Source organism: Streptomyces sp. Y20, from assembly GCF_043195475.1.
Taxonomy (GTDB): Bacteria; Actinomycetota; Actinomycetes; order Streptomycetales; family Streptomycetaceae; genus Streptomyces.
This window is the reverse complement of record NZ_JBIDDP010000004.1, coordinates 303,087-323,138: the sequence shown is the minus strand read 5'-3', so window position 1 is coordinate 323,138 and position 20,052 is coordinate 303,087. Positions and strand designations below refer to the sequence as shown.

Sequence of the window (20,052 nt, the reverse complement as noted above, 5' to 3'; positions counted from 1 at the left end):
GACTGTACCCGGCGGTATGCGGGCACGACAATCTTCGGCTTGTTTCCCGTGGGCCGGAAACGGGCATTCGGACGTGTTTCGGGGGAGGCGGAACCCGACCTTGGCTTTTCGTTCGAAGTCTGTTCGATGTGAGGTGACTCTGAGTCAGCTGTGCGCGGACTCCGCGCCTCCCGGCCGGGGCCGGTCTCAGGCCACCGTCAGACCCTCGCCGACCCGCTCACCGGGGTGCGGAGCGTCGAGGACCTCGCGTATCCCGGCGGCCACGGCGGGGTGCACGGGCAGGGCGAGATGACCGATGCCGGTCACCCGGACATTGCGCGCGTCCAGATCGGCATGCTCCAGGCAGGCCGTCTCCAGCGGGTCCATCATCGAGTCGAGGTCGCTCCAGAAGCTCACGAAGCGCGTACGGCAGCCGGGCGCGGACCGGGCGAGCTCCTTGATCACCGGGGATCCGGGCCGCATCTGCCGCACGATCGGATGGGCGTCGGCCAGCGGCGCCACCTTGGTCCCGGAGTGCGGTGTACCGAGCGTGACCAGCGTGCGTACGCGCAGGTCACCGCCCAGGCACTGGACGTAGTAGCGGGCGATCAGACCGCCGAGGCTGTGTCCCACGATGTCGACCCGGGCGCTGCCGGTGCGCTCGCAGATCTCCTCGATGTGCCGGCCGAGCAGGTCGGCCGCGGCCCGTATGTCACAGGTCAGCGGGGAGTAGTTCAGCGACTCGACCCGCTGTCTGCCGTGCTGGGCGAGGGTGCGGCGCAGCAGGACGAACACCGAGCGGTTGTCGATGAAGCCGTGCAGCAGCACGACCGGGGTGCCGGGGTGGGCCGGCAACCGGGTGGCGCCCTCCGCCGCGGCCAGGGCCGCCGAGCGGCGCTCCTGGGCGAGGCCCGTCGGATACAGCAGGAGATGCCCGGCGAGGATCGCCGCCTCGAGGGCGGTCGCCTTGAGCAGCGCCATGGACAGTCCGGTCAGTCTGCCGGGCCACAGGCGGCGGCAGACCGGGAGGAAGAGTGGCAGTACCCCGGTGACCTTCATGGCCGACCTCCTGTCGGCACGCCGGGAGGCGGCTCGATCCCCCGTGTGCCCTCATGTCCCACATGTGATTTCCCCCTCCCTGCGCGCCGTGAAACCGCGCGGTGCGGGATGCTGTGGATAACGTTCGTTCACTTCGCGACAATGGCGGGACGCGCCAAAAGTGCGGTACTTGTCGGTACGGACGGAAGCGATCGCTTCCGTGGTCGCTTGATGGAGGCAGTGATGGGTGTGGCAGCCGGTCCGATCCGCGTAGTGGTCGCCAAGCCGGGGCTCGACGGCCACGACCGTGGGGCCAAGGTCATCGCGCGCGCGTTGCGCGACGCCGGTATGGAGGTCATCTACACCGGGCTCCACCAGACCCCGGAACAGATCGTCGACACCGCCATCCAGGAGGACGCCGACGCGATCGGTCTCTCCATCCTCTCCGGCGCCCACAACACGCTGTTCGCCGCGGTCATCGACCTGCTCAGGGACCGGGACGCGGCGGACATCCTCGTCTTCGGGGGCGGCATCATCCCGGAGGAGGACATCGCGCCGCTGAAGGAGAAGGGCGTCGCCGCGATCTTCACGCCGGGCGCCACCATGACCTCGATCGTGGAGTGGGTCCGGGAGAACGCCGGTCAGCCGGCCGCGTCCGGCGGCTGAGGGGCTGCCTGCGCCGGGTGAGCGGGCGTGGTCAGCGGTGCCGGCGCCTGTGGCGGCCGAGCGGGTGCCCGCGGCGGCCGAGCCGGGGCGCCGGCGGGCACCGGTGTCAGCTCCTGCGCCATCACCGCCCGTAGCCGCAGCGTCGTGACCAGGCGCTGGAACGCCTCCGCCCAGTACCCGCCGGCCCCCGGCGCGGCGTCCTCGCGCTCGTCGGGTATCGCCAGCAGCGCTTCCAGCCGTACGGTCTCCGCCGGGTCCAGACAGCGCTCCGCCAGCCCCATCACCCCGCTGAAACTCCACGGGTAACTGCCCGCGTCGCGCGCGATGTTCAGGGCGTCCACCACGGCCCGGCCCAGCGGTGCGGCCCAGGGGACGGCGCACACGCCGAGCAGCTGGAACGCCTCCGACAAGCCGTGCGTCGCGATGAACCCGGCCACCCACGCGGCCCGCTCCGCCGGGGCCAGCGCTGCCAGCAGCTTCGCCCGTTCCGCCAGGGACACCGCGCCAGGGCCGCCCGCCTCCGGCGCCGACGGCGAGCCGAGCAGTGCCCGGGACCACGCGGCGTCCCGCTGCCGTACCGCCGCCCGGCACCAGGCCGCGTGCAGCTCGCCCTGCCAGCCGTCCGCCACCGGCAGCGCCACGATGTCGTGGGCCGTCCGCCCGCCGAACCGCCCGGCCCAGGTGCCGAGCGGGGCGGCTTCCACCAGCTGCCCCAGCCACCACGATCGTTCCCCTCTGCCCGAGGGCGGTGTGGCCACCACACCGTCGCGTTCCATGCCGGAGTCGCACTCGGGCGGCGGCTCCACCACGATCACGGGCGAGTTCCCCGTCCGGTCCAGGGCCACACATGCCGTGGCCCGTGCGGCCATCCGCGCGGCGAGGGCGGAACCCGGCAGCGCCGACAGCAGGTCCGCCGCGGTCGCCCGGACATTGCGGCTGCGGTCGCCGAGCGCCTGCTCCAGGAACGGCTCGTCCGCGTCCGACAGGCCGGTACGCAGCGAGTCGAGGAACATCAGCCGGTCCTCCGCCCGCTCCGCCGCCCAGCTCGACGCCAGCAGATCGCGTCCGAGTGCCGGTGTACCGGCCCGCAGGGCGCCCAGCAGCGCCACGCGCTCGGCGAACAGTCCTTCCGACCACAGCCGGCGCACCGCCCCGGCGTCCTGCGGACCGGGCAGGGCGGCGCCGCCGCCTGGGGCCGCGCGCAGGGCGAAGCGCCAGTCCGGGTTCAGCCGGGCCAGCCACAGCGCGCGCGGTCCCGCGAACGCCAGCGTCGCCGGCCGCAGGTCCGTACGGCCCCGGGCCGCGTCCAGCAGCGCGGGCAGCGCCTGCGGGGGCGCCGCGTAGCCGTGCGCGTTGGCCGCCGCGAGCCACTGCGGGAGCAGCTCCATGAGGTCCGGCGAGCTGCCCCGCCGGCCGCCTGCCCCGCCGGAACGGTCGGCGAGCAGCGTGGTGAGCCGGCGCGCCGCCGCCGCGGGCAGGGCGGGCCGCGGGTCCGCGGGCGCTCGCTCCGGCCGCCCTGCCGCGCGTGCGGGCCGCAGTCCGGCCCGCCGTCGTACGGTCGCCACGGCGGCCGCGTCCAGCAGCGCGACCGGCGCGGCGCGCCCGGGCACGGCGTACGCCGGTGTACGCCGGTCGGTGCCGAGAAGCGCGGTGGTCACCAGGTCCTCCCAGGAGCCGCCGGGATCCGCGGGGGCCATGCGGTCCGGCACGGCGCTGACCGACCCCACGCCGCTGTCCGACGGGGCGTGGCTGTCCGGTGCCGTTCCGCGGGCCGGTGTCTCTCCCTCGGCCGGTGCGTCCTTGCCGGGCGGTGTGCCGTTCATCGTGTTTCCTTCCCTTCGGCCGGCGGGGTTCCCCTGGAGGCTCTGTGTGCGCGGTCAGTACAGGGGCACCGCGTCGCCCGTTCCCTCCGGCCAGGCGGTGAGCGGAGTGAAGCCGCGGTGGCCGAACTCGCCGAAGACCGTGACGGGGGCGCCGCCGGAGAGGGCGACCAGCCGCCACAGGCCGGGGCGGGAGCGGGCGGCCCGGGTCAGCGGCAGGGCCGTGTCCGTGCCGGCGTCGGCCAGCTGCCACCGGTCGCCGTCCGGGACCGGTGTCACCCGGCCCAGCGTCACCGGGACCGACTCCAGCCAGGGATCGTCGCGCAGGGCCGCGCCGTACCGGGCCGCCGCCTCCGTGGTGGTCACGCCCGGCGGGCGGAACGCGGCCGGGGCCGGAGCGGCGAACCGTTCGCCCAGGGCGGCCCGGGTCCGGCCGGCACCCGGGTAGGCGGACAGCTCCGCCTCCAGGGCCAGCCCTACCGGCAGCGCCATCTCCGGCGCCCGTCCGGCCGCGCCGTAGGACAGCAGCAGCCGGGTGTGGCCGGACTCGGCGCCGTACAGCCATATCCGGCGGGTCGTCAGTTTCGCGTCGGCCGTGTCGTACTGGGCGAGGACCAGCCAGCGGTCGCGCACCGGCGGCCCGTCCGGCGTGGCGGGCAGGCCGAGCCGGGAGCGGACCGTGGCCGCGAGGGCGTCCGGCAGCGTGTCGCGGCGCAGCCAGCCCTGGTCGAGGAGGTGCAGCAGCGCGCACTCCTCCAGCAGCCGGGCGGGCCAGCCCGCGCCCGAGGCCGGTATCGCCCCCAATTCGCGCACCCGTGCGGCCAGTCCGGGGGCCTGAGCGTCGACCATGCGGGCCGCCGTCTCCTCCCACAGTCCGTACCCCGCCTGTTCGGCCGCTGCCAGGCCGCCGCGCAGCAGGTCCGTCAGGCGCTGTTCCAGTTCCGTCGCGCCCGCCGTGACCCGCTCGGCCCGGCGCTCGGCCCGCCGGCGGGCCGCCTCCGGACCGGCCGACCCGGCCGGCGCACCGCCGTCGGCCTGGGCCGCTCTCGTCGCCTCGCGTCCGCGCCGGCCCGCGAGCCACTGCTCCGCCCAGTCCGGCGGCTGTGCGCAGGCCGGCACCGCGTCGTCACCCGCCGCCCAGAGCAGCAGCAGGCCGAGCGCGTGCTTGCACGGGAACTTACGGCTCGGACAGCTGCACCGGTACGCCGGTCCTGCCACGTCCGCCAGGTCCACCACCGTCCGGTACGGCCTGCTGCCACTGCCCTTGCACTGCCCCCACACCGACCCCTGCGCGCTCCCCGCCCCGGACCACGGCCCGGCCGCGCCGAGTCTGCTCCCCGCCTTGCGTGACGCGGCGTCAGGCGCCAGTGCCAGCACCTGCTCCGCGCTCCGGCGCACCCCCTGCTCAGTCATGGCACCGACGGTAGGTCCCCCCACTGACAACCGGCCCGACGGGCGCGTTCGTGCAGGTCGCAGCGATTGTCAGTGGCGTGGTGCACGGTGGGTGCCAGATCCGAACCGGCCGAGCTGGAGGGGGCCTCAGCCATGTCTGTGTCCATGGAGTCCGCGGAACCGACGACCGCCGCATCCGAGCGGGACGAGACCGGGCAGGTGCTGCGCCCGCACGCCGAGCACGCCTTCGCGGCCGAACTCGCCGCACTCGCCGCGCAGGACGACCGCCCGCGCCCGGCCCGCTGGAAGCTGTCGCCGTGGGCGGTGGCGACGTACCTGCTCGGCGGCACACTGCCGGACGGCACGGTGATCACCCCCAAGTACGTGGGGCCGCGCCGGATCGTCGAGGTCGCCGTCACCACGCTCGCCACCGACCGCGCCCTGCTCCTGCTCGGTGTGCCCGGCACCGCCAAGACCTGGGTGTCGGAACATCTGGCCGCCGCCGTCAGCGGAGACTCGACGCTGCTGGTGCAGGGCACGGCCGGCACCCCGGAGGAGGCGATCCGCTACGGCTGGAACTACGCGCGGCTCCTCGCGCACGGCCCCAGCCGGGACGCTCTCGTGCCCAGCCCCGTGATGCGCGCCATGGCGGAGGGCATGACCGCCCGCGTGGAGGAGCTGACCCGCATCCCGGCCGATGTGCAGGACACGCTGATCACCATCCTGTCCGAGAAGACCCTGCCCGTCGCCGAGCTGGGCGAGGAGGTGCAGGCGGTCCGCGGCTTCAACCTCATCGCCACCGCCAACGACCGTGACCGCGGCGTCAACGACCTCTCCAGCGCGCTGCGCCGCCGCTTCAACACCGTGGTGCTGCCGCTGCCGGAGAGCGCCGACGCCGAGGTCGACATCGTCACCCGCCGGGTGGAGCAGCTCGGCCGCTCCCTGGAGCTGCCGGCCGCGCCCGACGGCATCGACGAGATCCGGCGTGTCGTGACCGTCTTCCGGGAGCTGCGCGACGGCGTCACCGCTGACGGCCGCACCAGACTGAAGTCACCCAGCGGCACGCTGTCCACGGCGGAGGCGATCTCCGTCGTCACCAACGGCCTCGCGCTCGCCACCCACTTCGGTGACGGCGTGCTGCGCCCGGGTGACATCGCCGCCGGCATCCTCGGTGCCGTCGTCCGCGACCCTGCGGCCGACCGGGTGATCTGGCAGGAGTACCTGGAGACGGTGGTGCGCGAGCGCGAGGGCTGGACGGACTTCTACCGCGCCTGCCGGGAGGTGAGCGCATGACCGCCACCGGCGCGGGCCCGGCGTACGACTCCGGGCCCCTGCTGCTCGGCGTGCGGCACCACGGGCCCGGCTCCGCGCGCGCGGTGCGGACCGCGCTGGACGCCGCCCGGCCCGACGTCGTCCTGATCGAGGGGCCGCCCGAGGCCGACACGCTGATCCCGCTGGCCGCCGACCCGGGGCTGCGGCCCCCGGTCGCCCTGCTCGCCCACGCCGTGGACGAACCCGGCCGTTCGGCCTTCTGGCCGTTCGCCGAGTTCAGTCCCGAGTGGGTGGCCATCCGCTGGGCCGTCGAACACGGCGTCCCGGCCCGCTTCATCGACCTGCCCGCCACGCACACGCTCGCGTGGCAGGAGGCGGACGAGGGCGGCGGGAGCGGCACGGAGGAGGAGGGCCCGGCGGCGGAGGCGGGCGGTCCCGCGTCCGCCTCCGCCGGGGACGACGTTCCCGCGCCGGCTCTCGCCGCCGACGGCGACCAGGTCCGCGTCGACCCCCTCGCCGTGCTCGCCGGGTCCGCCGGGTACGACGACCCGGAACGCTGGTGGGAGGACGTCGTCGAGCACCGGGGGCCGGGCGGCCGGGACCCTTTCGCGCCGTTCGCCGCGGTGGGGGAGGCCATGGGCGTGCTGCGCGAGCGGTACGGCGCCGGCGGACGCCCCAGGGACCTCGTCCGCGAGGCGCACATGCGGCTGCGGCTGCGCGACGCCCGCAAGGAGGCGGGGGACGCCGTGGCCGTCGTGTGCGGGGCCTGGCACGTGCCAGCGCTGCGCGCGAGGACCACCGTCACCGCCGACCGGGCGCTGCTCAGGGGGCTGCCCAAGGCGAAGGCGGACCTGACCTGGGTGCCGTGGACGCACCGCCGGCTGGCCCGGACCGGCGGGTACGGCGCGGGCATCGACTCCCCCGGCTGGTACGCGCATCTGTTCCACGCCCCCGACCGGCCGGTCGAACGGTGGCTGACCAAGGTGGCGGGGCTGCTGCGCGCGGAGGACCGGATCGTCTCCCCCGCGCACGTCATCGAGGCCGTGCGGCTCGCGGAGAGCCTGGCGGTGCTGCGGGGGCGCCCGCTGCCCGGTCTGGGGGAGACCACCGACGCGGTCCGCGCGGTGCTGTGTGAGGGCTCGGACGTGCCGCTGTCCTTGGTGTACGACCGGCTGGTGGTCGGGGACGTCCTGGGCGAGGTGCCCGAGTCGGCGCCCGCGGTGCCGCTCCAGCGCGACCTGGCCCGCCGGCAGCGCGCGCTGCGGCTCAAGCCCGAGGCGCCGGAGCGCGAGCTGGAGCTGGACCTGCGCGGGGAGACCGACGCGGGCCGCAGCAGGCTGCTGCACCGGCTGCGGCTGCTCGGCGTCGGCTGGGGCGAGCCGGCAAGGTCCCGGGGGAGCACGGGCACCTTCCGGGAGACCTGGCGGCTGCGCTGGGAGCCCGAGCTGTCGGTGCGGGTCGCCGAGGCCGGCGTGTGGGGGACGACCGTGCGCGCCGCGGCGCGGGCCAGGGCCGAGGCGGACGCGACCGCCGCGCCCGCCCTCGCCGACGTCACCGCGCTCGCCGAACAGTGCCTGCTGGCCGGCCTGCCGGACGCGCTGCCCATGGTCATGCGGGCACTGGCCGACCGGGCCGCCCTCGACACGGACGTCGCTCACCTTGCCCAGGCCCTGCCCGCCCTGGTCCGCGCCCTGCGCTACGGCGACGTACGCGGCACCGGCACCGGCGCTCTGGCCGAAGTCGCGGCGGCCCTCGCCGAGCGCGTCTTCGTCGGCCTGCCACCGGCCTGTGCCGCGCTGGACGCGAACGCGGCGGAGGAGATGCGCGGCCATGTGGACGCCGTGCACACCGCGGTGGCACTCCTGGCGGAGAGTCTGCCCGCCCCGGGCACCCGGGCCCCCGCGGGCGACGGGGGACGCGAGCACCCCGGGGACCCTGCCGGGTTGCGTGATCGCTGGCGGGGCGTGTTGCGCACCCTGGCGCTGCGGGAGACCGCGGCCGGTGTCATCCGGGGGCGGGCCGTGCGGCTGCTGCTCGACGACGGGGTGCTGCGGGCGGAGGAGGCCGCCAGGCTGATGGGGCTCGCGCTGTCGCCCGGCACGCCGCCCGCCGCTGCCGCCGCCTGGATCGAGGGATTCGCCGGCGGCGGGGGCGGACTGCTGCTGGCGCATGACGAGCGGCTGCTCGGGCTGCTGGACACATGGCTGACCGGGGTGCCGGCGGCTGCCTTCACGGACGTACTGCCCCTGCTCCGGCGTACGTTCGCGGCGTACGAGCCGGGGGTGCGCAGAACCCTCGGCGAACTGGTCCGGCGCGGCCCCGGAGGCGGTCGCGGAGACGGGCGTGGCGGGACCGCCGCCCGGACGGTCGCGGTGCCCGGGTTCGCCGCCGAACCGGACGCCGGGCGCGCCGAGGCGGTGCTGCCGGTGCTGCGGCTGCTGCTCGGCCTGGACACAGACCGTGGAACGACGCACGACACCGGCTTCGCGGGAGTGGGCGCATGACGAACCGGACGACCGAACCGACGGCGACCGATCCGACAGAGAACGAGCGGACGGCGGCCGGCCCGACCGTGAACGAGCCGACGACGAGCAGTCCGACAGTGAACGACCCGACAGTGAACGACCCGGCGGCGACCGACCCGGCGGTGAACGAGCCGACGGCGACCGATCCGACCGTGGCCGAAGCGGCCGTGACCGTGCCGCCCGACCCGGCGCGGGAGCGGTTGCGGCGCTGGCGGCTGGTGCTCGGCGGGGACCAGGCCGACGGCACGGGCTGCGCGCTGTCCGGCCGGGACGCGGCGATGGACGGCACGCTGGCCGCCCTCTACGGCAGGAGCGACACGGCACAGGCGGGCCGGAACCGTTCGGCGGGGCTCGGCGGCTCGGCACCGTCGGTGGCCCGCTGGCTCGGGGACATCCGCACCTACTTCCCGTCCTCCGTCGTCCAGGTCATGCAGCGCGACGCCATCGACCGGCTCGGCCTCGCCTCCCTGCTGCTGGAACCGGAGATGCTGGAGGCGGTGGAGGCCGACGTGCACCTGGTCGGCACCCTGCTCTCGCTCAACAAGGCGATGCCGGAGACCACCCGGGAGACGGCCCGCGCGGTCGTGCGCAAGGTGGTCGAGGACCTGGAGGGGCGGCTCGCGACCCGTACCCGGGCCGCCGTCACCGGCGCCCTGGACCGCAGCGCCCGGATCACCCGGCCGCGCCACCACGACATCGACTGGAACCGCACCGTCGCGGCCAACCTCAAGCACTACCTCCCCGAGTACCGCACGGTCGTACCGGAACGGCTCGTCGGCTACGGGCGGGCCGCGCGGTCGGTGAAGAAGGAGGTCGTCCTGTGCGTCGACCAGTCCGGGTCGATGGCGGCGTCCGTGGTCTACGCGTCCGTGTTCGGGGCGGTCCTCGCCTCCATGCGGTCGGTCGGCACCCGGCTGGTCGTCTTCGACACGGCGGTCGTCGACCTCACCGACCAGCTGGACGACCCCGTCGACGTGCTCTTCGGCACGCAGCTCGGCGGGGGCACGGACATCAACCGGGCGCTCGCCTACTGCCAGTCGCGGATCACCCGTCCGGCGGAGACCGTCGTCGTCCTGATCAGCGACCTCTACGAGGGCGGCATCCGGGACGAGATGCTCAAGCGGGTCGCGGCGATGAAGGCGTCCGGGGTGCAGTTCGTGACGCTGCTCGCGCTGTCGGACGAGGGGGCGCCCGCATACGACCGTGAGCACGCGGCGGCGCTGGCCGCCCTCGGTGCGCCGGCCTTCGCCTGCACGCCCGACCTGTTCCCCGAGGTGATGGCGGCGGCGCTGGAGAAGCGCCCGCTGCCGATACCCGACGCGGCCTGACGGGCGCCGCCGCCCAGGCTCTCACCGGGCCGGACCCGGACCGGTGAGGCCGGGCAGATCGCCTGTCCGGGGCCCGTACCGGCCCGCGTACCGGCACCCCGTGCCAGGAATCCCGGCATCATGTGACAGGTATCACCGCTCAGGTGTGACCCGCGATTTAGGGGGCCCCCGTAAGCAGCGATAACCTGCGAGACGGACATGCCGCGCGCTCGGACACCGTGTGCGCTTCCCTAGTGACAGCGGACGTCACGTTGCCCTTCGCGGCACGCCCACGCATCCAACGAACCGCGAGATCACTGATAGGGACGGAAGCGCGTGGACCTGTTCGAGTACCAGGCGAGGGACCTCTTCGCCAAGCACGATGTACCGGTGCTGGCCGGTGAAGTCATCGACACGCCTGAGGCGGCGCGCGAGATCACCGAGCGGCTGGGCGGCAAGTCCGTCGTCAAGGCGCAGGTGAAGGTCGGTGGTCGTGGAAAGGCCGGCGGCGTCAAGCTGGCCGCCACCCCGGACGAGGCCGTCGCCCGCGCGACGGACATCCTCGGCATGGACATCAAGGGCCACACGGTCCACAAGGTGATGATCGCCGAGACCGCTCCGGAGATCGTCGAGGAGTACTACGTCTCCTTCCTCCTCGACCGTGCCAACCGCACCTTCCTCTCCATCGCCTCCGTCGAGGGCGGCATGGAGATCGAGGAGGTGGCGGCCACCCGTCCGGACGCCGTCGCCAAGATCGCGATCGACGCCATCGACGGCGTGGACGAGGCCAAGGCCCGCGAGATCGTCGAGGCCGCCAAGTTCCCGGCCGAGGTCGCGGACAAGGTCGCGCACGTCCTGATCAAGCTGTGGGACACCTTCATCAAGTCGGACGCCCTCCTCGTCGAGGTCAACCCGCTCGCGAAGGTCGCCTCCGGTGACGTCCTGGCCCTCGACGGCAAGGTGTCGCTGGACGAGAACGCCGAGTTCCGTCACCCCGAGTACGAAGAGCTCCACGACAAGGAGGCCGCCAACCCGCTCGAGGCGGCCGCCAAGGAAAAGGGCCTGAACTACGTCAAGCTCGAGGGCGAGGTCGGCATCATCGGCAACGGCGCGGGTCTCGTCATGAGCACCCTGGACGTCGTCGCGTACGCCGGTGAGAAGCACGGCGGCGTCAAGCCCGCCAACTTCCTGGACATCGGTGGCGGCGCCTCCGCCCAGGTGATGGCGAACGGCCTGGAGATCATTCTGGGCGACCCGGACGTCAAGTCCGTCTTCGTGAACGTCTTCGGCGGCATCACCGCCTGTGACGAGGTCGCCAACGGCATCGTGCAGGCCCTGAAGCTCCTCGAGGACCGCGGCGAGAAGGTCGAGAAGCCCCTCGTCGTCCGCCTGGACGGCAACAACGCCGACCTGGGCCGGAAGATCCTCACGGACGCCGACCACCCGCTGGTGCAGCGCGTCGACACCATGGACGGCGCGGCCGACAAGGCCGCCGAGCTGGCCGCCGCCAAGTAAGCACGAGGACGAGGACTCACACCACCATGGCTATCTGGCTCAACAAGGACAGCAAGGTCATCGTCCAGGGCATGACCGGCGCCACCGGCATGAAGCACACCAAGCTCATGCTCGGTGACGGCACGAACGTCGTGGGCGGCGTCAACCCGCGCAAGGCGGGTCAGACCGTGGACTTCGACGGCACCGAGGTACCCGTCTTCGGGACCGTCAAGGAAGCCGTCGAGAAGACCGGCGCCGACGTCTCCGTCATCTTCGTGCCGGAGAAGTTCACCAAGGACGCGGTCGTCGAGGCCATCGACGCCGAGATCCCGCTGGCCGTCGTCATCACCGAGGGCATCGCCGTGCACGACACGGCGTCCTTCTGGGCGTACGCCGGCAAGAAGGGCAACAAGACCCGGATCATCGGCCCGAACTGCCCCGGCATCATCACCCCGGGCCAGTCGAACGTCGGCATCATCCCGGGCGACATCACCAAGCCGGGCCGCATCGGTCTGGTGTCGAAGTCCGGCACGCTGACGTACCAGATGATGTACGAGCTGCGGGACCTCGGTTTCTCGACCGCCGTCGGCATCGGTGGCGACCCGATCATCGGCACCACGCACATCGACGCGCTCGCCGCGTTCCAGGCCGACCCCGACACCGACCTGATCGTCATGATCGGTGAGATCGGCGGCGACGCCGAGGAGCGCGCGGCCGCGTTCATCAAGGAGAACGTGACCAAGCCGGTCGTCGGTTACGTCGCGGGCTTCACGGCGCCCGAGGGCAAGACCATGGGCCACGCGGGCGCCATCGTCTCCGGTTCCTCCGGCACCGCGCAGGCCAAGCAGGAGGCCCTGGAGGCCGCGGGCGTCAAGGTCGGCAAGACGCCGACCGAGACGGCCAAGCTGGCCCGGGAGATCCTCAGCGCCTGAGTCTCCCAGCCGCATGCCGGCAGGCCCGTTCCCGTCGTCCGGGGCGGGCCTGCCGGCGTTCTGCGGGTGCGGCACGCGAGGACGGCGGCGGGCCGGCCCGCGTTCAGCGTGGTTGCGGCATCAGCCTTTCCGGGCCGCTCGCCTCCGACCGGTGCAGCTTCGCCCGCAGCACCAGTTCGCTCCGGGACAGCGGGCCCATGCCCGCCGGTGGCGGGACTCCCTGGACCGCCTGCGCCGGAGCGACCGGTGCCTCGTAGCGGGTCGGTGCCGTCCGCAGGGTGAGCGTTGTCGCACCGATGATCGTCACCGTGAAGGCGATGGCCGCCCGGGTCCAGAACACGTTCCGGCGCTCGCAGCCGGTCCGTACGATCGTCGGGCGGGGGGCGCGCAACCGCTCGGCCGAGCCCAGTTCGAGCAGCCGGCGGTGGAGTGCGGCCGTATCGGCCAGTTCCGGCAGCAGCGCCACCACCGCCTGGCGGGCGTGGGTCAGCCGCTTGGCGGCGGCCGGTGTGCTCGCCTCCGTCTCCGCCGCCGTCTCCGGCAGGTCGAGGCCGACACCGTCGTAGAGGACGAGCGTGCGCCGGTACGTCGGCGGAAGCTCGAGCAGGGCGTGCAGCAGCGCGCGGTCGGCGGGGTCTGCGGGCGGGGGTTCCGGTTGCCGGTAGCGGGGGCGGAAGCGGTGCCAGGGGGAGAGCGCGCAGTCGTACGCCACCGCCCGGACCCACCCGGCCGGGTCCCGGTCCCGCGCCACCTCGGACCAGCGCTGCCAGGCCAGCTGGAAGGCGCGCTCCACGGCCTCCCGGGCCAGTTCCCGGCGCCCGGTCAGCAGATACGTCTGGCGTACGAGGGCGGGGGCACAGAAGGCGTACAGCGCGTCGAAGGCCTGAGAGGGCGTCAGGGGCTGGGGTTCGGGGGTGAGGGGCGCGAGGGCAGGACCGTCCTGGTCCGCCTTTCCGGACGCCTGCCGCGCCGCGGCGAGCTGAGCCCGTGTCAGTGACCGGCGCCGGCCGAGGCGTCGGCGCCGGTTCGGCGGTGGCAGCGGGCTGGCAGGGCTCTGCGTCGTCACCGTGCACCCTTCCGTGCGAAAAAGAACATAAACGTATATTGAGCGACACAGCGGAGGTTCGCCTGTTACGACGGGAAAGCGCGTGTCGTTGGGAGCATGGCGTGCGTGATCCAGATGACCGCGCGCCGTTCGTCGTTGCCACCCCTGCGCACCCGGATGCGTGACCGTTCACCCGGCCTGGCCGCGAGCCTGCTGGGCGGGGCCGTCGCCGCCGGACTGGGACTCGGTTCGTTCGCCGTGGTGGTGATGATCCTGTGGGTCAGCTCGCCGTACCCCGACAGCGGGCCGGGCGGTGCGCTGCACATCGCCGCCGCCCTGTGGCTGCTGGCGCACGGCGTGGAACTGGTCCGCACCGGCACCCTCTCCGGCGCGTCCCTGCCCGTCGGGGTCACCCCGCTGCTGCTGCTCGCGCTGCCGGTGTGGCTGGTGTACCGGGCGGCGCGGGACGCCACCGACGCGTCGGCCGAGCCGGACGGCCCGCCTCCGGTGCCCGCGCGTACGGCGTGGACCGGCGTGGTCCTCGGCTACCTGACCGTCGGCGTTGCGGCGGCGCTGTACGACACCGGCGGCGAACTGCGTCCGGAGTGGCCGTGGGTGACGGCGTGTCTGCCGCTGGTCGCGGGCGGCGCGGCGGGCCTGGGAGTGTGGTCGGCGTACGGCTGTCCGCGTGAACCGGTGCTGCGCGCGCTGGCGGTCGTGCCGGGTCCGGTACGGCGGCTGGTGTCCGGCGGCGACGCGCGGGCGCGGCTGGGAGCGGCCGTGCGCGCCGCCGGTGCCGCGACGGCCGTGCTCCTCGGCGGCGGGGCGCTGCTGGTCGGCGTGTCACTGGTGTGGCACGGCGAGCCGGCGCGGGCCACGTTCGTGCAGCTGACGGAGGGCTGGACGGGGCGGTTCGCGGTGCTGCTGCTCGGCATCGCGCTGATCCCCAACGCGGCGGTGTGGGCCGCGTCGTACGCCCTCGGCCCCGGCTTCGTCCTCGGCGCCGGGCACCCGGTCCACCCGTTCCTCTCCGACCCCGCCCCGCTGCTGCCGCCGTTCCCGCTGCTGGCGGCGGTGCCGGACCCGGGCCCCGGGACGCAGCTGAACTGGGCGGCCGGGCTGGTCCCGGCGGTGGCCGGGGCGACGGCGGGATGGTTCGTGGCCCGGGCGGCCGTGGGGCGGCCCGGGCCCGCGGGGCCGGCATCGGCCCGCTGGCCGGCCGCCCGGACCGCCGGGGTGGTCCTGCTGACGGGCACGGTCTGCGCGGTGACGCTCGCCCTGCTCGCCGAGTTGTCCGGCGGACCCCTGGGCGTGGCCCTGCTGGCCCGCCTCGGCCCGGTGTGGTGGTGGACCGGGGCGGCGGCCGGGCTGTGGACGGTGACGTTCGCGCTGCCCGTGGCACTGACCGCGCGGGCCTGGCGGCTGCGGGGCCGGCGCGGTCGGGACGAGGCGCTCCCGGCGCGGGGCGGGCAGCCGGAGGTCACGGCGGCGACGGGTGCCAAGGGCTCCGGGAAACCGGCGGACGCGGTGAAGGCGGGGGAGAGGGCGGACGCGGGAGGGGGGACGGTGCCGGAAGGGGGCGGGAGCGCCGGGGCGGCGTCCTCCGACGGGGAGCCGGTTGCGGCGGGCGGGGGCGGAGCCGGGTTCTGGGCCAGGGCCAAGGGGGCCGGCAAGGAGGAGGGCGCGGGGCACGAGAACGGCTCGGGGCAGGACAAGGGCGCCCGCGGCGAGAAGGGGGCGCGCAAGGGAGGGCGGGGGCAGAAGGCGAGGACGTCCGCGCGCGGGACGGCCACGCCTGGTACGGCCGCGGCCGCCGAGGGGGACTTCTACGACTTCCTCCCGGCCGACGACCCGTTCCCGACGCCGTTGGGCGAACCCTTCCCCGCGGAATGGCACGACGACGTCGCCCGCGCCTCCCGCTGGGCGGCCCTGAAGGAGGCGGCCACGGCCCGGAACGTCCCCGAGAAAACGGAGACCGACGCCGACGCCGACGCCGATACCGGCACCGCTACCGCTACCGACGCCGGTACCGGTACCGGTACGAAGAACTCGGCGGGGATGGGCGGCGCGGGGGGCACGGACGAGCTGCCCCCGGCCCGCCGTCCGGACACCCCCGAGCCGTGAGGTGCCCGCGCCGGCCCGCTACCGGTGCCGGCGGTGCCGCGGGTTCAGCTGTTCTCGACGCCCAGCACGCCGCGCAGCTGATGCGGCAACAGGGTCTCGCAGGACTGCTTGGCCTCGTGGGTCAGGGCGTCACCGACGCAGGTGTAGTAGTCGCGGTAGACCAGCTGGACGGTGAACGTCGAAGCCACCAGGACCAGGGCCAGGGACGCCGTGACCAGGCCGCTAACGGCCGCTGTCGTCTGGGGCCGGCCGTTGGGCGCCGCGGGGGCGTCCGGCGACGGGCGGCTCGGCTTGGCGCGCAGGGCGCTGCTGCCCCAGTACAGGGCCAGCGCGCCCAGTAGCAGGGCCACGTACGGCCAGCTGAACAGGACGAAGAAGACCGCCCACATGCCGGAGAGCAGGGCGTACCGCGCACGGCGCTGGGCCGGGTCCGCCGGGTCCCAGCGCATGCCGGGGCCGGCCGGTCCGCCGGGGCCCTGGGGGCCGCCGCCGGGCCGCTCGCCGAAGCTGCCGGGGGAACGGCCGGGCTGGTGGTCGCTCCAGTGACTGCCCGAGGAAGGGCCGTCCCCGTCCCCGTGCCCGGACTCCGGACCCTGACCCCAGTTCGGCCCCTGTCCCTGCCCCTGTCCCTGACCGGGGCCCTGGCCCCAGCCCGGGCCCTGCCCCGGAACCGCGCCTTGTCCCCAGCCAGGCCCCTGCCCGGAAGCCGGACCGTGACCCTGTCCGTGGCCGGACGGGCCTCCGGGGTGCCGCGGCTGCCACGGCCGGTCCGGCGCGCCCTCCGGCGGCGGCGCGAACGGATTGCCGTCCTGCGGCCCGCCGTCCCGCCCGGAACCTTCCCGCCCGGAACCGGAACCGTCCCGCACGGAGTCGTCGGAACCGGAACCGTCCCGCCCGGAGCCGCCCTGCCCAGGGCCACTCTCCCCGGAACCGTCCGGCCCGGCTCCGCGTCCAGCACCGCCCCACCCGGGACCGCCCTGCCCGGGACCGCCCCGCCCCGAGTCGCCGTGGCCGGAACCGTTGCGTGGTGTGCCCGTCGGCGGCGGGGTCGGCAGGTCCCGCAGCAGTGCGGCGCCAGCCACGCCTCCCTGGACCGGGCGCGGCGGGAACGTGAGGAGTCGCAGGCTGCGAGCGGGCATCAAAAGAGCGTCTTCCCCTAGATGACTACGGCTGTCCGACGTGAGCTTCCACCTCGTGAACGCACCGCACGACGACCGCGTTCCCGGGGCTGCTCCTTCGTGACTCGCTGCGAACGCTACCGTCCGCCCCGCCCCCCGTCCCGAGGGGCCCTTCCGGAGTGCCGGTATCGTTGCTGACGGTCGGCCGCTTCGTAGACTTCCCCGTATCCGGGGGCGCGAAGCATTCGTACGACCGTACAAACCGTCCGGCCGGGAACGGCCGGACCCGTCGCTTCCCGAGAAAGGGCCCCACCGTGGCCGCCACCACTCCCGGCCCAGCTACCGGACCAGCGGTCAGGCGCCTCGTCGTGCTGGTCTCCGGGTCCGGTACCAACCTCCAGGCGCTGCTGGACGAGATCGAGCGCACCGGAGCCGGGGCGTACGGCGCCCGGATCGTCGCCGTCGGGGCCGACCGCGACGGCATCGAGGGCCTCGCCCGGGCCGAGCGGGCGGGGCTGCCGACCTTCGTGTGCCGGGTGAAGGACTTCGGTTCCCGCGACGAGTGGGACGCCGCCCTGGCCGGGGCCGTGGCGTCGTACGAGCCCGACCTCGTCGTGTCCGCCGGGTTCATGAAGATCGTGGGGAAGGAGTTCCTCGCGAGGTTCGGCGGGCGGTTCGTGAACACCCACCCCGCCCTGCTGCCCAGTTTTCCGGGGGCCCACGGGGTCCGTGACGCGCTCGCGTACGGCGCCAGGGTCACCGGCTGCACCGTCCACTTCGTCGACGACGGCGTCGACACCGGCCCGATCATCGCCCAGGGCGTGGTCGAGATCCGGGACGAGGACGACGAGAGCGCGCTGCACGAGCGCATCAAGGAAGTCGAGCGAAGGCTGCTCGTCGAGGTCGTGGGGCGGCTCGCCCGCAACGGCTATCGCATTGAGGGACGAAAGGTAGTTATCCAGTGACCGCGGAGAGCAACAAGCGGGCCATCCGTCGCGCGCTCGTCAGCGTCTACGACAAGACCGGTCTCGAGGACCTCGCGCGCGGGCTGCACGAGGCCGGTGTGGAGCTGGTCTCCACCGGGTCCACGGCCGGCCGGATCGCCGCCGCCGGTGTCCCCGTGACCAAGGTCGAGGAGCTGACCGGCTTCCCCGAGTGCCTGGACGGCCGGGTGAAGACCCTGCACCCGAAGGTGCACGCCGGCATCCTCGCCGACCTGCGGCTGGACAGCCACCGCGAGCAGCTCGCCGAGCTGGGCGTGGAGCCGTTCGACCTGGTGGTCGTCAACCTCTACCCGTTCCGCGAGACGGTGGCCTCCGGCGCCTCGCCCGACGAGTGCGTGGAGCAGATCGACATCGGCGGCCCGTCGATGGTCCGCGCCGCCGCCAAGAACCACCCGTCGGTGGCCGTGGTGACCAGCCCGCGGCGGTATGCCGACGTGCTCGCCGCGGTGAGGGACGGCGGTTTCGACCTCGCCGCCCGCAAGCGGCTGGCGGCCGAGGCGTTCCGGCACACGGCGGAGTACGACACCGCCGTCGCGTCCTGGTTCGCGTCGTCGTACGCCCCCGCCGACGACTCGCCGTTCCCCGGTTTCCTCGGTGCCACCCTGGAGCGCGCCCACACCCTGCGCTACGGCGAGAACCCGCACCAGCCCGCCGCCCTCTACACCTCCGGCGAGGGCGGGCTCGCGGCGGCCGAGCAGCTGCACGGCAAGGAGATGTCGTACAACAACTACACGGACACGGACGCCGCCCGCCGTGCCGCGTACGACCACGACGAGCCCTGTGTCGCGATCATCAAGCACGCCAACCCGTGCGGCATCGCGATCGGCGCGGACGTCGCCGAGGCGCACCGCAAGGCGCACGCCTGTGACCCGGTCTCCGCGTACGGCGGTGTGATCGCCGTGAACCGCCCGGTCAGCAAGGAGCTGGCCGAGCAGGTCGCGGACATCTTCACCGAGGTCATCGTCGCCCCCGGCTACGAGGACGGAGCGCTGGAGGCCCTCACCAAGAAGAAGAACATCCGCGTGCTGCGCTGCCCCGACGGCCCGGGCCACCCGGTCGAGGTCAAGCCGATCGACGGCGGCGCGCTGCTCCAGGTCGCCGACCGGCTCCAGGCCGACGGCGACGACCCGGCCAACTGGACGCTCGCCAGCGGCGAGGCGCTCTCGGCCGAGGAGCTGCGGGAGCTGGCCTTCGCCTGGAAGGCGTGCCGTGCGGTGAAGTCCAACGCGATCCTGCTCGCCAGGGACGGCGCCTCGGTCGGCGTCGGCATGGGCCAGGTCAACCGCGTCGACTCCTGCAAGCTGGCCGTGGAACGGGCCGGCGAGGAGCGGGCCCGCGGCGCCTACGCGGCCTCGGACGCCTTCTTCCCCTTCCCCGACGGGCCGGAGATCCTCATCGGCGCCGGCGTCCGGGCGATCGTCCAGCCGGGCGGCTCGATCCGTGACGAGCAGGTCGTGGAGGCCGCGAAGAAGGCGGGCGTGACCATGTACTTCACGGGCACGCGCCACTTCTTCCACTGACCCGCCGCCCGGCACCGCGCGGTACCCCGGACATGACCCGGCACCGCGCGGTACTCCGGGCGTGACCCGGCACCGCGCGGTACCCCGGGCGCCCGCCGCTGCCCGTCCCATCCCGCCCGTCGTCCGACGGGCGGGATCGCGCGTATCCGGACCCGGACCCTCCGAAGCGGTGTCCGGCACAGCGGTCAGCAACGTTTCAGTCCCTCGTCAGCGGTGGACGCGAGGGTGGGGGCATGACGTCGATCGTGGCAGTTTCCAGCCGTCTTCCCGACGCCATCCCCATCGCCGGCTTCCACCGCGAACTCGGCCGCGGTCGCGGCTGACCCGGGAGCAGGCGGACCAGTTCGCGGGCGCGACCGGCGACCTCCAGCGGATCCGCACCGACCCGGAGCGCGCGGCGACCGGCCCGTTCGGCTGGACCATCCTGCACGGCTGCATGACGCCGGCCCTGCTGCCCACCATGATGCGCGCCCTCTTCGACATCGAGAAGATCGAGATGGGCGTCGACTTCGGCCTGGACGAGGTGCGTTTCCCGCATCCGGTGCCGGTCGGCTCCCGGGTGCGGGGCGGCGCGAAGCTCACCGGGGTGCGGGAGACGCCCGTCGGCCGTCTGGCCGCCGTCCGCATGACGGTGGAGGTCGAGGGGCAGCCCCGGCCGCCTGTGTGGCCGACACGCTGTCGTTGTTCGTCGGCCCCTGACGGCCGCGGCCTCAAGAGGGGTGTTTTCACCACCGATTTCGCCACCCCTTCGCCACCACAATGAGGGGGCGGGCGCTTCGGCCCACGACGAACGTACGACTCCGGCACCGCGTACGG

At 74.3% G+C, this 20,052-nt stretch carries 15 protein-coding genes; 10 read left to right on the top strand and 5 right to left on the bottom strand.

Annotation, left to right across the window (positions count from 1 at the left end):
- Positions 1 to 186: 186 nt before the first annotated feature.
- The gene (locus ACGFT1_RS12845) at positions 187 to 1,038 is read right to left on the bottom strand and encodes an esterase/lipase family protein (RefSeq protein WP_373909014.1); all 852 of its coding nucleotides are present in this window, start codon (positions 1,036 to 1,038) and stop codon (positions 187 to 189) included.
- Between the two features lie 222 nt (positions 1,039 to 1,260).
- Between ACGFT1_RS12845 and ACGFT1_RS12840 the strand changes: the two genes are divergently transcribed.
- On the top strand, positions 1,261 to 1,683 hold the full coding sequence (locus ACGFT1_RS12840; protein WP_373909013.1) for a cobalamin B12-binding domain-containing protein: 423 nt from the start codon (positions 1,261 to 1,263) through the stop codon (positions 1,681 to 1,683).
- Here the strand turns inward: ACGFT1_RS12840 and ACGFT1_RS12835 are convergent.
- Complete coding sequence (locus tag ACGFT1_RS12835) at positions 1,659 to 3,380, bottom strand: DUF5691 domain-containing protein (RefSeq protein ID WP_373909227.1); 1,722 nt, start codon at positions 3,378 to 3,380, stop codon at positions 1,659 to 1,661. The two genes, ACGFT1_RS12840 and ACGFT1_RS12835, sit on opposite strands and share 25 nt — an antisense overlap.
- Before the next feature lie 180 nt (positions 3,381 to 3,560).
- On the bottom strand, positions 3,561 to 4,916 hold the full coding sequence (locus ACGFT1_RS12830) for an SWIM zinc finger family protein (RefSeq protein ID WP_373909012.1): 1,356 nt from the start codon (positions 4,914 to 4,916) through the stop codon (positions 3,561 to 3,563).
- A 132-nt stretch (positions 4,917 to 5,048) separates the two neighbouring features.
- Here ACGFT1_RS12830 and ACGFT1_RS12825 point away from each other — a divergent pair, with 132 nt between their 5' ends.
- The 5 genes from ACGFT1_RS12825 (at position 5,049) to sucD (ending at position 12,425) form a co-directional block, all read left to right on the top strand.
- A complete protein-coding gene (locus tag ACGFT1_RS12825) occupies positions 5,049 to 6,188 on the top strand; it encodes an AAA family ATPase (protein WP_373909011.1) in 1,140 nt (379 codons plus the stop codon).
- On the top strand, positions 6,185 to 8,671 hold the full coding sequence (locus ACGFT1_RS12820; protein ID WP_373909010.1) for a DUF5682 family protein: 2,487 nt from the start codon (positions 6,185 to 6,187) through the stop codon (positions 8,669 to 8,671). Before ACGFT1_RS12825 ends, ACGFT1_RS12820 begins: the two co-directional genes overlap by 4 nt.
- Positions 8,668 to 10,020 carry a VWA domain-containing protein gene (locus ACGFT1_RS12815; protein WP_373909009.1) on the top strand — a complete coding sequence of 451 codons (1,353 nt, stop codon included), beginning with the start codon at positions 8,668 to 8,670 and terminating at the stop codon, positions 10,018 to 10,020. The genes ACGFT1_RS12820 and ACGFT1_RS12815 overlap by 4 nt, the downstream gene beginning before the upstream one ends.
- A 315-nt stretch (positions 10,021 to 10,335) precedes the next feature.
- Positions 10,336 to 11,514 (top strand): ADP-forming succinate--CoA ligase subunit beta, encoded by a 1,179-nt coding sequence (gene sucC, locus ACGFT1_RS12810; RefSeq protein ID WP_356944786.1) that lies wholly within the window; start codon positions 10,336 to 10,338, stop codon positions 11,512 to 11,514.
- Positions 11,515 to 11,540: 26 nt separating this feature from the next.
- Entirely contained in the window at positions 11,541 to 12,425 is an 885-nt protein-coding gene (gene sucD / locus ACGFT1_RS12805; RefSeq protein WP_356818589.1) for a succinate--CoA ligase subunit alpha, read from the top strand.
- A 103-nt stretch (positions 12,426 to 12,528) separates the two neighbouring features.
- On the opposite strand, the gene ACGFT1_RS12800 is transcribed toward sucD, so the two are convergent.
- Entirely contained in the window at positions 12,529 to 13,491 is a 963-nt protein-coding gene (locus ACGFT1_RS12800) for an RNA polymerase sigma factor (protein WP_373909008.1), read from the bottom strand.
- A 96-nt stretch (positions 13,492 to 13,587) separates the two neighbouring features.
- On the opposite strand from ACGFT1_RS12800, the gene ACGFT1_RS12795 reads away from it, so the two are divergent.
- Positions 13,588 to 15,594: a DUF6350 family protein gene (locus ACGFT1_RS12795; RefSeq protein ID WP_373909007.1), complete on the top strand. Its 2,007-nt coding sequence runs from the start codon at positions 13,588 to 13,590 to the stop codon at positions 15,592 to 15,594.
- 44 nt (positions 15,595 to 15,638) lie between these two features.
- Here ACGFT1_RS12795 and ACGFT1_RS12790 read toward each other — a convergent pair whose 3' ends face one another.
- Complete coding sequence (locus tag ACGFT1_RS12790; protein ID WP_373909226.1) at positions 15,639 to 16,460, bottom strand: hypothetical protein; 822 nt, start codon at positions 16,458 to 16,460, stop codon at positions 15,639 to 15,641.
- Positions 16,461 to 17,026: 566 nt separating this feature from the next.
- On the opposite strand from ACGFT1_RS12790, the gene purN reads away from it, so the two are divergent.
- The 3 genes from purN (at position 17,027) to ACGFT1_RS12775 (ending at position 19,999) form a co-directional block, all read left to right on the top strand.
- Positions 17,027 to 17,677, top strand: coding sequence for a phosphoribosylglycinamide formyltransferase (gene purN, locus ACGFT1_RS12785; protein ID WP_373909006.1), 651 nt, complete (start codon positions 17,027 to 17,029; stop codon positions 17,675 to 17,677).
- Positions 17,674 to 19,236: a bifunctional phosphoribosylaminoimidazolecarboxamide formyltransferase/IMP cyclohydrolase gene (gene purH / locus ACGFT1_RS12780; RefSeq protein WP_373909005.1), complete on the top strand. Its 1,563-nt coding sequence runs from the start codon at positions 17,674 to 17,676 to the stop codon at positions 19,234 to 19,236. The genes purN and purH overlap by 4 nt, the downstream gene beginning before the upstream one ends.
- A gap of 319 nt (positions 19,237 to 19,555) precedes the next feature.
- Positions 19,556 to 19,999 carry a MaoC/PaaZ C-terminal domain-containing protein gene (locus tag ACGFT1_RS12775; RefSeq protein WP_373909225.1) on the top strand — a complete coding sequence of 148 codons (444 nt, stop codon included), beginning with the start codon at positions 19,556 to 19,558 and terminating at the stop codon, positions 19,997 to 19,999.
- Positions 20,000 to 20,052 lie beyond the last annotated feature (53 nt).

Bases quoted from the DNA above. Each gene is read 5' to 3' on its own strand.
- ACGFT1_RS12820 (WP_373909010.1), top strand. From the start codon at position 6,185: ATGACCGCCACCGGCGCGGGCCCGGCGTACGACTCCGGGCCCCTGCTG.
- ACGFT1_RS12825 (WP_373909011.1), top strand. From the start codon at position 5,049: ATGTCTGTGTCCATGGAGTCCGCGGAACCGACGACCGCCGCATCCGAG.
- sucD (WP_356818589.1), top strand. From the start codon at position 11,541: ATGGCTATCTGGCTCAACAAGGACAGCAAGGTCATCGTCCAGGGCATG.
- ACGFT1_RS12845 (WP_373909014.1), bottom strand. From the start codon at position 1,038: ATGAAGGTCACCGGGGTACTGCCACTCTTCCTCCCGGTCTGCCGCCGC.
- ACGFT1_RS12830 (WP_373909012.1), bottom strand. From the start codon at position 4,916: ATGACTGAGCAGGGGGTGCGCCGGAGCGCGGAGCAGGTGCTGGCACTG.
- ACGFT1_RS12835 (WP_373909227.1), bottom strand. From the start codon at position 3,380: ATGGCCCCCGCGGATCCCGGCGGCTCCTGGGAGGACCTGGTGACCACC.
- ACGFT1_RS12815 (WP_373909009.1), top strand. From the start codon at position 8,668: ATGACGAACCGGACGACCGAACCGACGGCGACCGATCCGACAGAGAAC.
- ACGFT1_RS12840 (WP_373909013.1), top strand. From the start codon at position 1,261: ATGGGTGTGGCAGCCGGTCCGATCCGCGTAGTGGTCGCCAAGCCGGGG.
- ACGFT1_RS12795 (WP_373909007.1), top strand. From the start codon at position 13,588: ATGGCGTGCGTGATCCAGATGACCGCGCGCCGTTCGTCGTTGCCACCC.